The organism is Helcococcus sueciensis DSM 17243, assembly GCF_000423145.1.
In the GTDB taxonomy this organism is placed as follows: Bacteria; Bacillota; Clostridia; order Tissierellales; family Peptoniphilaceae; genus Helcococcus; species Helcococcus sueciensis.
On sequence record NZ_AUHK01000031.1, the window covers coordinates 1 to 13,676 of the forward strand.

Below are 13,676 nucleotides of genomic sequence, written 5' to 3' on the forward strand. Positions count from 1 at the left end.
CTACTGATACTAAGATTTCTAAACGTGGTTCTCCTTATCTTAGACGTGCTATTTGGCTCGCTGCTAGTGTTGCCGCCTTTAAAGATCCTGCTTTGTCTGTGTATTATCAAAAGCTTAGACAAAGAGGTAAGGCTCATGGTACAGCTATTGGTGCAGTTGCTAGAAAACTTACTAACATAATTTTTGCTGTTTTAAGAGATAACAAAGCTTACATACCTAATATTTAATTGTTATTAAATTTTTCTAAGCCTAAATTTTTAGGCTTGTTTGACGTGCCATAAATTTCAAGATAAATTATTTTTTATTTTCTCTTGACATTTGATAGCTGGTCTTATTATTTAATTTTATAATTTATATTGATAATAAATTATTTATAGAGTAATTTATATTTAATTTAGCTGCTAAATTTATTTCAAGACAATATTAACACAGTTATGCAAACCTTTGCATGTTTTTGGTTGTTTATTTTAAAAAATCGGCTAAAAAATATAAAATATATAAAATATTGATACCAATTTATACGTTGTGGTATACTTTTTATAAAGATTTGGAGGATAACGTGAAAATAAAAGAAATTAAAGGGTCACAAAAAGTAAAAGAATATATAGAAAGTATAATTCTTAATAATAAGCATGAATATTCTAAACTTCCTTCTGAAAGACAACTATCCGTAGAATTATCCGTTAGTAGAAATTCAGTAAGAAATGCTCTTAAAGAATTATATTTAGAAAATAAAATTATAACTGAACCTGGTAGTGGTAGCTATTGTTTAGGAAAAAAATATACTAGAAACCTTTTGGGAGTAAATAATCTTACTACCACAATAAGACAATCAGGATTCTTTCTAAAAACAAACATAATTAGTATGAAAAAACTCATTCCTGATAAAACGATTTCAGATAAATTAAAAATCAAGAATGAATTAGTTTATGAAATTATAAGATTAAGAAAAATAAATGATATCCCAGGATTTATTGAAACCCTATATATAAGCGTGAATAGATGTCCTAATTTAGATAAATATTACTCCGAACTATCTTCTATTTATTACATATATCAAAACATTTATGATATAAGCTTAGTTGGCGGTACTGAAAAAATAAGTATTACTTATCCTACTATTGGTGAATGCAAATTATTAAATATAAACCAAAATCTACCTCTATTTTTTTCATCAGGTATTACATTTGATGAAACAAAAGCTCCTGTAGAATATTATAAAATTGTATTTAGATCTGATCTTTTTATTTTTAGTTATTTGATAGAAAATATTGAATACAAAAGGAGAAATATATATGAGTAATAAATTTCAAATTGATTCAAAGCATATTCAATTAAGAGAAATTATTAGAAATAGAATTGACGAAGGAATTTATCCTCCTGGCTCTTCACTTCCATCAGAAGTTGCTCTATCTGAAACTTTTAACACAAATATTATTAATATTAGAAACGTAATATTTTCATTAATACAAGAAGGTATGCTAAAAAAAATAAAAGGAAAAGGAGTTTTCGTTGTTGGAGAAAAGTATGAACAAATTATTTCTTCTATTGATGGATTTATATTTAATCCTTTACAAAAAAAATACCATCATTCAATTTTAGAAAAAAATAAATATAGACGAAAAGCTGGACCTTTATTCGCAAAAAAATTCAATCTCCACCAAGATGATTACATATTTTACATAGAACTTTTTATTTCAATCAATAATATAGTTACAGTTATTCAAGAAATTTATTTACCAGAAATTGTACTATCTGATATTGAAAATTTATCCACAGACGTTTTCAGTATCCAAGATATTTTATCTTTCTATAATATAAAATTTTATGGATTAAAACAAGATATCCAGATTATTTTCGGTACAGACAAAATTAGGAAAAAGCTTAAAATACATGAAAATTCTGAAATTTTATTACTAGAAAGTAATTACAAAAATTATGCAGGACAAGATATACTTTATACAAAACAATATTTAAGAAGTGATCTAGCTTCCTTATCAATTAATCTATAAAAACTTTCTCCACAATGAGCTTACCCATAAATAAATAATATTTTAATAATATTTAAATCGGAATGTCATTTGCAATCAACATCTTACATTCCGATTTATTTTTGTGTTATCTTGTCCTAATTGTATTATTTGAGATAATCTTATATTTCTATAACTCTAAAAATAAATTATTTTTATCAAAATCTCTTTCACATTTATTCATCTCTTTTTCATATAACACAATCTGTCTGTCGAAACACAATAAAAAGCTATTGCAATTCAATAAAACTTTGTTATATTATATGAAATTTATAATATAATCCATATTTAATACATAATTAAAATATAATATTTATACTAGTATCCTGATAAGCAAATCAATATATAAAAATATACAAATATCTTGAGATTTAAACTTTATTAATCAATAGAAAAACAAAAGATTCACATATAATTTATAAGGGGGTTAAATGCTAGAATTAAAAAATATTTCAAAACATTATAATGTAGCTGGAAATGATTTTACAGCCCTTGATAATATAAGTCTAAAATTTAGAAAAAATGAATTTGTTTCAATACTTGGCCAAAGTGGTTCTGGTAAAACAACAATGTTAAATATTATTGGTGGTTTAGATAGATATAGCAGTGGTGATTTAGTCATTAACAACACATCCACCAGTACATATAGCGATAGAGATTGGGATAGGTATAGAAACCATTCAGTCGGTTTTGTTTTTCAAAGCTATAATTTAATATCCCACCAAAGTATACTTTCAAATGTTGAACTTGCCCTTACACTTTCTGGTGTTAATAAAAAAGAAAGACGTCGAAGAGCAAAAGAAATGCTTGAAAAAGTAGGCTTGGGTGAACATATCAATAAAAAGCCTACCCAATTATCAGGCGGCCAAATGCAAAGAGTTGCCATTGCTAGAGCTTTAATCAATGACCCAGATATCTTATTAGCTGATGAGCCAACTGGGGCTTTAGATAGTGAAACAAGTGAAGTTATAATGGAACTACTTAAAGAAATTGCTAATGAAAAATTAGTAATAATGGTTACCCATAACCCAGAACTTGCAGAAAGATATTCAACTAGAATAATCAACCTAAGGGATGGCCATATAATTGATGACACTATGCCCTACGAAGATAGCACAAAAAATGAATCTGATCTTACAAGCAACAATAAAACATCTATGTCATTTTTTACCGCCCTATCACTTAGTTTTAACAACTTGTTAACTAAAAAAGCAAGAACAATTCTTACCGCCTTTGCTGGAAGTATAGGTATAATCGGTATATCACTAATCTTGTCACTTTCTACAGGGGCCCAAGACTATATTGATAGAATACAGTCTGATACCTTGACAATGTATCCAATCACTATAGAAGATAAATCTATAGACTTATCTTCTTTACTAGAACTCCAAGAAAATAACAATGATAGCAAAAAAGATAAGGATAAAAAGAATGACAAGCTAATAACAACTAAAAATGTGACCACTCAAATGCTTACTGGCATGCAGGCCTTTACTGGAACTACAGAAAACAACTTAAATGAATTTAAAAAGCATATAGAAAATAATAAAGATCAATTAGAAGATTTAACCAACGCCATTGATTATGGCTATAATATAAACTTAAATTTATATAACAAAATAGATGATAAAATAACAAAATTAAATCCTTTTGAATATATAGACAATCCTGTAGAAGATTCAGGATTTGCTACATCTTCAAGCAATCAACCCCTTAACGCATGGGAAGAACTGTTAGGAAATAAAAATCTTCTAGAAAGCCAATACGATTTAGTTGAAGGTAAATGGCCTGAAAATAAGGAAGAATTGGTTCTCTTTGTTGACAAAGATAATCAATTGTCTGACCTATCTCTTTATCAATTGGGCCTATTAAACCCTAATAATCTTAAAGAAAAGCAAGAAAAAATTGTCAAGGGTGAAGAAGTAAGTGAAGTTGATAGAGATATTTCTTATGATGAAATTCTAAATCTTACTTTTAAATATATACCTTCTGTATCATTTTATGAAAATAGAGATGGTTCCTGGATTTCTAAGGAAGACGATCAAGAATTATTAGAAAAACTATACAATAATGCTTTAGAATTAAAGATCGTAGGTATTGTAAAGGCAAACGAAAACTCTAGTGTTGAGTCCGAAAGCGGTAAAGTTGGCTATACAAAAAAATTGACCGACTATATTATCGAAAATGTGAACAGTACCGAAATAGCTAAAGAACAATTAGACAATCAAGAAATAGATGTATTTACAAAAAAACCATTCTTAAAACCAGGAGAAGATATACAACCCGCTAAATTAGAAGATTTACCTGAAAATATAAGGGCATATGTTTCTACTTTACCAGAAAAAGAACAAAAAGAAGCTTTGATTAATTTTGCAGAAGCTTCAAAAAACACTCTTGAAGATAATCTTAAAACTTTGGGAATAGTTGACCAATCGAGTCCAAACTTCATTAATCTATATCCTAAAGACTTTGAATCTAAAGAAAAGATAGATGATTTTATCAAAGACTATAATTCAAATATAGATGATGAAAATAATCAAATTAAATATACAGATTTTGTAGGATTAATCATGTCTTCTGTAAGTAGTATAATAAATGTCATATCATACTTACTTATTGGATTTGTTTCAATTTCATTGATTGTATCTTCTATAATGATTGGAATCATCACTTATGTATCTGTTTTAGAAAGAACAAAAGAAATTGGTATTCTAAAAAGTATTGGAGCTAGTAAAAAAGATATATCTAGAGTGTTTAATGCAGAGACCATTATAATTGGCTTACTTTCTGGTTCTCTAGGCATCTTAATTACAAGCTTATTAATATTACCAGCAAATAACATTATAAAATCCTTAACAGGTGTAAATAATTTCGCTGTACTACCTATTAAAGCAAGCCTCCTATTAATTTTATTAAGTGTTACACTTACACTAATAGCAGGAATAATTCCTTCTAGAATAGCAGCCAAAAAAGATGCTGTAGAAGCATTAAGAACTGAATAGAAAAAAATATGAGCTGAACCCTAAAATCCGAAACAAGGATTAAGGGATTCAGCTCATTTTATATTAATTTTCATTCTATAAATTATCAATTGCTTCAAGCACTTCTTTCATATCTGGTCTTTCTGGCTTATCATACTCTTTTGACCATATAACCACGCCATTTTCAATCAATACATTTGCTCTTGCACTAATACCAGCTTTTTCAATATATATTCCTAATTCTTCAGCAACAACACCCTTAGGGTTAAAATCTGCAAGCAATGGTGTTTTCTTAACTCCTATCGATAATCCCCAAACAGCTTTTGAAGGATGTGCGTCAACGCTCATTCCAAAGGCTGTTACTCCACGCTTTTCAAGCTCATCATGATATATTTCCAAATCTCTCATTTGATCTGTACATACTGATGTAAAAGCTAAAGGATGATAACTTAATAAAATTTTTCCTTCAACTTCACTTAAATTAACCTTTTCTCCATTTTGGTCTCTTAATTCATAATCTAAATTTACTTTATCACCTTTTTGTACTATCATTTTCCCTCCTTAATTTACATTTCAAAATGTTTATATAGTCTAATCTTGTACAAGTCTTATATACCCATATATAGGATTTTTATTAAGGAAGAATTGAATTTAGATATTTGTGTTTAGATCGCTCTCGTAGTATGAGTCTGTAAAACCATGTGGTCCTGTAGTTCTTACGGAATATAAACCTGATCTAGGATCAAAATCAATGATGTCACCAACTTGACCTCTCCATTCTATCATTACCCTTTGACCTATTCTGTATTTTTGTCTATAATTACCCAAACTATCTCTTCTACCTTTTTTGTTTTTATCATCGTTATTCCCAAAGAAAAATCCCATATTCTCCTCCGATTATTTTATTTAGCAAAAAAGCCCCAGACATTTTATCTAGAGCTTTCAATATATAATATTTAATTTCTCAGATAACTATTGACTTAAAGCATCTTTAACCGCTGCTTTAATTGCATCAACTGTAACTGTAGCCCCTGCTACTCCATCTATTTCTAGTGAGTTTGCTTCTACTATTTGTTGAGATGCTGTATCTTTTGCTGCCCCACCTATTTCTGGTGTTTCTGATTCTTTTACTACTTTAACTTCTGAAATCTTTCCACCTGATACTACTACTTCTACTTCTACATCACCGCTAAATCCTTTAGCTTTTCCTGTATATGTTCCATCTTCTGGTATTGTTAATCCAGCTTCTTCTTGTGATGCTTCTTCTCCACTTGAACCAGAGCCAGATAATGCATCTTTAACCGCTGCTTTAATTGCATCAACTGTAACTGTAGCCCCTGCTACTCCATCTATTTCTAGCGAGTTTGCTTCTACTATTTGTTGAGATGCTGTATCTTTTGCTGCTCCACCTATTTCTGGTGTTTCTGATTCTTTTACTACTTTAACTTCTGTAATCTTTCCGCCTGATACTACTACTTCTACTTCTACGTCTCCGCTAAATCCTTTAGCTTTTCCTGTATATGTTCCATCTTCTGGTATTGTTAATCCGGTTTCTTCTTGTGTAGTTTCTTTTTCTGTTTCAGCAGGAGTTTCCACTATAGTTTCTTCTGGAACTTGTCTTTCTGTACAAGCTACCAATGTAAACATTAATAATAATGCTAGTAAAATATTTAAGTTCTTTTTCATTTTTGCTCCTTATTATGTCTTTTTATATATCTTATTGTATCATACTTTTTGTTAGTATTATCATTAAAAACGTTCATATAGTCAATTATTTACCGATTACTATATTGAATTTCATAATTTCTCTTGTTTATATTTACTTTTCTTAATTATATCATTAATATATTATTTATCGGGTATAGAATTAAGTATATTTAATATTTTTAAAATGAAAGAAGGTTTTCTTATGTGGATTTTATACGCGGTTCTTTCCTCATTTTTTGCAGGACTTACATCAATACTTGCAAAGATAGGTATTAATAAAACGGATTCTACAGTTGCCACCGCAATAAGAACAATTGTAGTTGTAATTTTTTCTTGGATAATGGTTTTAGTTGTGGGTTCGATAAATACCATTTCTAATATTGAAACAAAAAGCTTAGTCTTTCTGATTTTATCAGGGCTTGCCACAGGAGCTTCTTGGCTTTGCTATTTTAGAGCTATTCAAATAGGTGATATAAATAAAGTTGTACCAATCGACAAATCTTCAACTATTATTACAATAATTTTAGCATTTATTTTTCTTGATGAAGCTATTTCACAGTTAAAAATCTTCGCCATAATTTTAATAGCTGTTGGAACATTTTTAATGATTGATATGAAAAACTTTATTTTTTTTAGTAAAGACAGTACAAACGCTTGGTTTATATATGCACTTTTATCTGCCATATTTGCTGCATTAACAGCAATACTTGGCAAAATTGGAATTGAAAATATTGAATCAAATCTAGGAACTGCAATACGTACAGTTGTGGTATTGATTATGTCTTGGATTATGGTATTAGTCGAAGGAAAGACTAAAGAATTAAAGAAAATCAATTCCAAAGAATTAAAATTTATAGTACTTTCAGGATTTGCTACTGGTGGCTCTTGGCTATTTTACTATAAAGCATTACAAGATGGACTTGCAAGTGTCGTTGTTCCGATTGATAAATTGAGTATAGTATTTACAATTATATTTTCATATATAATCTTTAAGGAAAAGTTGAACAAGAAGACATTCCTTGGACTTGTGTTGATTATTGCAGGCACTTTATTGATGTTGGTTTAATAGGAATAGAATTTAAATTTATTGGTACTATCAAATTAACACCATTTCAATTTTTCTTAATTATATTTTCATTTCTCAAAAGGATTTTACCACTTTTTCGGTTTTCTTAGAATTATTTTTCATTTCTCAGAAGGATTTTACCACTTTTTCAGTTTTCTTAGAATTATTTTTCATTTCTCAGAAAAATAAGCTTAAGAATTACTTGTAACAACTAAAAAGAGCCTTTTTATTAAATTTAGTTAATAAAAAGGCTCTTTTTTTCTATTTTTAGTTAATTTTCGTTCGATTCACAGAAAATAGGCCATTTCTATTCAGTTTTTTCAATTATTTTTTCAAATTCTCAGAAAACGCCCAATTCTATTCGGTTTTTTTAATAATATTTTCAAATTCTCAGAAAACTCCAATTGTCTTCGTTTTTTTCAAACTTCAGCAACTCAACACGTCCATTTCTACTATTCCAACCATCCCATTGTTCTTTTTACAGCCTTAGTCCAATATTTATAATATTTTTCTCTAGTTTTTTCATCCATTTCAGGCTTAAATATTTTAGTGTTTTTCTTTGCATCATATATTTCATCAAAATTTTCCCAATATCCAACTGCAAGTCCAGCAAGATAAGCAGCTCCTAGTGCGGTTGATTCTAATGTTTCTGGTCTGTGAATTTCAGTATCTAAAATATCAGATTGAAATTGCATTAGAAAATTATTTGCACTTGCTCCTCCATCAACTTTTAAATTTACAAGAGGTATATTTGAATCATTGTTCATAGCATCAATTACATCTTTAGACTGATATGCAATAGATTCCAGTGTAGCTCTAATTAAATGAGCTTTTTGGACTCCTCTTGTAATTCCAAATATTCCTCCACGAGAATACATATCCCAGTATGGAGCTCCAAGCCCAGTAAATGATGGAACAATATATACTCCTCCATTATCAGATACTGATTTTGCATAATATTCTGAGATTTGAGCATTTTCTAAGACTTTAACCTCATCTCTTAACCATTGAATTGCTGCACCCGCTATAAATACTGAACCTTCTAAAGCATATGAAACTTTCCCATTTAGACCCCATGCGATTGTGGTGAGTAATCCACTTTTTGAATCTATTAAATCTTCGCCTGTATTCATTAGAACAAAGCAACCTGTTCCATAAGTATTTTTAACCATTCCTGGATAAAAACATGCTTGTCCAAATAAAGCTGCTTGTTGATCCCCTGCTATTCCTGCAATTGGAATTTCTTCACCAAATATTTGTTTGTCGGTATAGCCATAGATTTCACTAGAATTACAAACTTTTGGAAGCATTGATTTTGGAATATTGAATTCTTCAAGTAATTCTTCATCCCATTTAAAATCACGAATATTAAAAAGCATTGTTCTTGAAGCATTTGAATAATCAGTTACATGGACTTTTCCTCTTGTAAGATTATAAATTAGCCAAGTATCAATTGTTCCAAATAGTAAATCCCCATTTTCTGCTTTTTCTCTTGCCCCTTCCACATTGTCGAGTATCCAAGCAATTTTACTCGCTGAAAAATATGCATCAATTACAAGCCCAGTCTTGTACTTTATTTTTTCTTCAAGCCCTCTGGATTTTAATTCTTCGCAAAAGTCAGCAGTTCTCCTGCATTGCCAAACTATCGCATTGTAAATAGGAATCCCTGTATGTCTATCCCAAACAACTGTAGTCTCTCTTTGATTTGTAATTCCAATCGCTTCGATTTGCTCAGGTTTGATGGAAGCCATTTCTAAAGCTTCCCTTGCAACTCCACTTTGAGAAGCCCATATTTCCTTGGCATTATGTTCAACCCAACCTAATTTTGGATAATATTGAATAAATTCCTTCTGTGAAGTAGAAATGATTTTTCCACTTTTATCAAAAATTATCGCTCTTACACTTGTCGTGCCACTATCAAAAGATAGAATATATTTTTCCATGCCTTCTCCTGAATTTATTATATACCTTAAATATATTTTACAATAAAGGGAAAAATAGTAAATAAAAACTCATAAAAACTTATGACACTGCTAGAATTACAAATAAAAAAAGCTATGGAAAATCCATAGCATAAAATTTTATTTACATTGTAATTCCTAAAAATGTTCTTGCAATTTCAAATAGAATTATAAGTGAAGTAGTATCCACAATAGTTGTTATAAGTGGACCGGCCATTATAGTTGGATCTACGTCTAATCTTACAGCAATTATAGGTAAAACCGCACCAATTATTTTTGAAATTATAATTGTCATCATGAGTGTTACAGAAATTGTTAGCAATACCGGAACTGTTACAGTGTCAAATATAAATAATCTTATTAGATTTACTATTACTAATGCAAATCCTGCAAAAAAACCTATTTGAAACTCTTTCCATATTACCTTAAATATATCCTTCATTCCTACTGTTTCTTTTGCAAGCGCTTGAATAAGTGTTGTTGAAGCCTGACTACCTGCATTCCCACCACTATCCATGAGCATTGGTATAAATGATACAAGTATAATATTTGTTGCAAGCACAGCTTCATATCTTTCAATTATAAGAGATGTTATAGTTGCTGTAGCTAAACATATTACAAGCCATGCTACTCTATTCATAGCTATTTTGAATGGTGGCACATCTAAGTAATCTCTACCTTCTTCAGTAGTTACGATACCTTGTAAATTATCTAAATCTTCTTGGTGTCCAAAATCTAAAATATCAAGTAATTCTTCAGCTTGAACACTACCAACTAATCTATTTTCTGAATCTACTATAGGAACTGCTGATAGGAAATATCTTTCAGCTAATCTTGCAACAGATTCTTCATCATCTGTAGCAAGCGCTTTAACCGTAATCGGTCTCATCATATCTTCTGCTTTTGTAAATTCTGTTCTAAATATTTCCGCTAATGGAATATAACCTTTTAATACTCTTTGAGGTCCAATAACCCAAATTTCTTCTAGATTGTCTGCATCAAGTTTTGTAGTTTTAAGTTTTTCAATTATTTCATCTAAAGTTGTTTCTTCTCTAACTTCAATATAGTCTACATTCATAATTGAACCAGCACTATCTTCTGGATATTTTAATAGAGCATTTATTTTATCTCTTCTTCCTGGTTCAATATTACTTATAAGTCTCTTAACAATATTTGCTGGTAATTCTTGAATTGTATCTACCAATTCATCAGACTCTAATTCTTGGATTAAAGACTGAATGTCTTTTTCTTTTAATAAATTAATCAAATCTTCTTTATCTTCTGAATTTAATAATGAAAAAGTATCAGCTAATTGATCTTTTTCCATAGTGCTTATCCAAATAACTTTTTCTGCATCAGTTAAATCTACAAACTCTCTTGATAAATCATATGCATGAGTTTGATTAAAATATTCTTTTAATTCTTGTAAATTCTTTTTTGTTGTCATCTAATTTTCTCCTTATAAAAATTGGTAGGCAAGTACTTTTTTTGAAAAAAAATAATTTTTCTTTATATATATTTTTACTTATAATTTCAAAAATAATATAATTTTCTTTGTAACAACTATGATAGTCCGAATCACCATTCGAATTTTGTTTCATTTGTCTACCTCCTTCTATAAAAAAATAAAAAACTCCCTCAAAAAAAAGGGAGACTATATCTACAAAAATAAATTCCTGTACAAGCTTTAGCTCAGTAAGGCTGTGAAATTATATTATCTATCACCTTTGCGATGACAGATGCTAACCAGTGCATGATGTCTCCATCATTTTACGGCAATAATCCATATCCCTAAAGTAGCCTCACCTACCTCTTTAATACTAACACTTAATAAGTTTCATTACAAGCGAAACTTAATCAACATATTCTTTTTTTAATAGTTTATCAGAACCAATATCCATTCCAATAGCCCCAAGAGGTGCAGTAATAAGTATTCCAAGCACTGCAACTGACAGTATAATATTTCCACTTCCTATCCCCATCGCAAGAGGAATAGAGCCTATAGCTGCTTGAACCGTAGCTTTTGGTAAATAACTTATTACGCAGAAAAGTCTCTCTTTGAATGAAAGATTTGTACCAATCATACATGAAATAACACCAATTGCTCTAATTATCAGAGTTACGAATATCAATACAATTGCTGGTAATCCTGCTTCCATAGTATATCTAATATCAACTGCAGCTCCTAATAATACAAATAGGAAAACTTCTGAAACTATCCACAATTTTCCTGTCTTTTCAGCAATTCTATCTGAAATTTCTTTACTGGACTTAATTTTAATCACTAAAGACATTGAAAATACTGCTAGTAGTCCTGAAATAGAAACTATTTCCTTCATAACTGTCTCAAATTCTACAAGACCAAATGCAACACCTATTATAATCATAAGTTTCAAACTATTTCTAATATATCTCTCATGTTTGTAAAAAATATCAAAAATATTCACTAATATATATCCTACAACTACACCTAAAATAACCCCAAGAATTATTGAAATTGGAATATTTACAAAACTCATGTAATTAGCATTCCCACTCACTGCAAGATTTAAAAATGTTGTAAACAAAACTATTACAAAGATATCATCTAAGGTCGCTCCTGCAAGTATCAATTGTGGGACTCCTTCCTTTGTTCCAATCTTTCTCTCAATTAAACTAACCGTTCTTGGAACCACTACTGCCGGAGATACAGCCCCAAGCACTGTACCCATCAAAATTGCATCAACTCTTGAAATTCCAAGAATCATAGGAGCAAAAATAGAATATGCAATTATTTCAAAAGTAGCTGGTAAAAACGACATTAATAAAGCAGGTCTTCCTACTTTTTTTAGATCCTTCAAATCCAAAGTAATACCCGCTTTTATAAGTATAATAATTAAAGCAATCTTACGAAGTTCAGCAGATATTTGTAAAATAGATGTATCAATTAGATTTAAAACAAAAGGTCCTAAAACAATTCCAGCAATTAACATTCCAATAATTCTAGGTAAATGCAATTTATTCATTATAAATGACATGAATAAACCCACTAAAATAATTAATGAAAGTGAACCCAACATATTAGCCTCCAAACTGGGAAAAATTTACTATTAAATATAAATCTTATACATATTTTACCATATTAAATCTGACCACATTCACATATTGATAAACAAATAAAAATTATAAAAAATTAAGTTCGTAGTCACACATTAGTCACATGGAAAAATTAAAACATAAAAAAAACGGCTATTTTTAGCCGTTCTTAGTTTTCTTTGGTTGCGGGAGCAGGATTTGAACCTACGACCTCCGGGTTATGAGCCCGACGAGCTACCAAACTGCTCTATCCCGCGTTATTAATAATTTAATCTTTTAACTAAACTAATGGTGCCGAGGATCGGAATCGAACCGATACGGAGTTTAACCTCCGCAGGATTTTAAGTCCTGTGCGTCTACCTGTTCCGCCACCCCGGCATTTGGCTCCCAGGGTGGGACTCGAACCCACAACCTATCGGTTAACAGCCGAGTGCTCCGCCATTGAGCTACCTAGGAATACATTAATTTATTTAAAAGACTACATTCAAAAGGCAATTTGCCCTTTGAATATAATCTCTATTTGGCAACTACCTACTCTCCCAGGACGTCTCCATCCAAGTACCATCAGCGTTGAAGGGCTTAACTTCTGTGTTCGAGATGGGAACAGGTGTATCCCCTTCGCTATAGTCACCACATATTAACCTTTTATCTAATACTAAGAAATATTTCTGGTCAAACTTCCGAGTTATTAGTATCGATTAGCTACATACATTACTGCACTTCCACCTTCGACCTATCTACCTTGTTTTCTACAAGGACTCTTTTAGAAATCTTATCTTGAGGGGGGCTTCGTACTTAGATGCCTTCAGCACTTATCCCTTCCAGACTTAGCTACTCAGCCGTGCCATTGGCATGA

11 protein-coding genes, 3 tRNA genes, 2 rRNA genes and 1 riboswitch are annotated in these 13,676 nt (G+C 30.2%); of the genes, 5 read left to right on the top strand and 11 right to left on the bottom strand.

All coding sequences use genetic code 11. The features are described 5' to 3' along the window. From G534_RS0106585 to G534_RS0106600, 4 genes are all read left to right on the top strand, one after another. Positions 1–227, top strand: a 227-nt coding sequence (locus tag G534_RS0106585) for a transposase (RefSeq protein ID WP_156896558.1), incomplete at its 5' end; no start/stop codon positions are given. Between the two features lie 332 nt (positions 228–559). Then, positions 560–1,303 (top strand): GntR family transcriptional regulator, encoded by a 744-nt coding sequence (locus G534_RS0106590; protein WP_027348414.1) that lies wholly within the window; start codon positions 560–562, stop codon positions 1,301–1,303. Then, entirely contained in the window at positions 1,296–2,012 is a 717-nt protein-coding gene (locus G534_RS0106595) for a GntR family transcriptional regulator (RefSeq protein ID WP_027348415.1), read from the top strand. Before G534_RS0106590 ends, G534_RS0106595 begins: the two co-directional genes overlap by 8 nt. 449 nt (positions 2,013–2,461) lie before the next feature. Further along, on the top strand, positions 2,462–5,032 hold the full coding sequence (locus G534_RS0106600; protein ID WP_027348416.1) for an ABC transporter ATP-binding protein/permease: 2,571 nt from the start codon (positions 2,462–2,464) through the stop codon (positions 5,030–5,032). Positions 5,033–5,107: 75 nt separating this feature from the next. On the opposite strand, the gene G534_RS0106605 is transcribed toward G534_RS0106600, so the two are convergent. The 3 genes from G534_RS0106605 to G534_RS08125 all read right to left on the bottom strand — a co-directional run bounded on the left by G534_RS0106605 (position 5,108) and on the right by G534_RS08125 (position 6,697). Beyond that, complete coding sequence (locus G534_RS0106605; RefSeq protein ID WP_027348417.1) at positions 5,108–5,563, bottom strand: redoxin domain-containing protein; 456 nt, start codon at positions 5,561–5,563, stop codon at positions 5,108–5,110. Positions 5,564–5,662: 99 nt separating this feature from the next. After that, entirely contained in the window at positions 5,663–5,896 is a 234-nt protein-coding gene (locus tag G534_RS0106610) for a hypothetical protein (RefSeq protein ID WP_027348418.1), read from the bottom strand. 87 nt (positions 5,897–5,983) lie between these two features. After that, complete coding sequence (locus G534_RS08125; protein ID WP_051177461.1) at positions 5,984–6,697, bottom strand: FMN-binding protein; 714 nt, start codon at positions 6,695–6,697, stop codon at positions 5,984–5,986. Positions 6,698–6,920: 223 nt separating this feature from the next. Here G534_RS08125 and G534_RS08905 point away from each other — a divergent pair, with 223 nt between their 5' ends. Beyond that, on the top strand, positions 6,921–7,784 hold the full coding sequence (locus tag G534_RS08905) for an EamA family transporter (RefSeq protein ID WP_027348419.1): 864 nt from the start codon (positions 6,921–6,923) through the stop codon (positions 7,782–7,784). Positions 7,785–8,236: 452 nt separating this feature from the next. Here the strand turns inward: G534_RS08905 and glpK are convergent, their stop codons facing one another. The 8 genes from glpK to G534_RS0106665 form a co-directional block, all read right to left on the bottom strand. Further along, positions 8,237–9,727: a glycerol kinase GlpK gene (glpK, locus tag G534_RS0106625; RefSeq protein WP_027348420.1), complete on the bottom strand. Its 1,491-nt coding sequence runs from the start codon at positions 9,725–9,727 to the stop codon at positions 8,237–8,239. A 142-nt stretch (positions 9,728–9,869) separates the two neighbouring features. Beyond that, the gene (mgtE, locus tag G534_RS0106630; protein ID WP_027348421.1) at positions 9,870–11,192 is read right to left on the bottom strand and encodes a magnesium transporter; all 1,323 of its coding nucleotides are present in this window, start codon (positions 11,190–11,192) and stop codon (positions 9,870–9,872) included. A gap of 218 nt (positions 11,193–11,410) precedes the next feature. Next, positions 11,411–11,566, bottom strand: a riboswitch (M-box (ykoK) riboswitch). A 32-nt stretch (positions 11,567–11,598) separates the two neighbouring features. After that, positions 11,599–12,804 (bottom strand): cation:proton antiporter, encoded by a 1,206-nt coding sequence (locus tag G534_RS0106640; protein ID WP_027348423.1) that lies wholly within the window; start codon positions 12,802–12,804, stop codon positions 11,599–11,601. 196 nt (positions 12,805–13,000) lie between these two features. Further along, positions 13,001–13,077, bottom strand: a tRNA-Met gene (locus G534_RS0106645). 32 nt (positions 13,078–13,109) lie between these two features. After that, positions 13,110–13,198: transfer RNA gene (locus G534_RS0106650), tRNA-Leu, on the bottom strand. A 3-nt stretch (positions 13,199–13,201) separates the two neighbouring features. Next, positions 13,202–13,276, bottom strand: a tRNA-Asn gene (locus tag G534_RS0106655). Between the two features lie 62 nt (positions 13,277–13,338). After that, positions 13,339–13,455, bottom strand: a 5S ribosomal RNA gene (rrf, locus tag G534_RS0106660). 33 nt (positions 13,456–13,488) lie between these two features. Continuing rightward, positions 13,489–13,676, bottom strand: a 23S ribosomal RNA gene (locus tag G534_RS0106665); the annotation flags it as partial.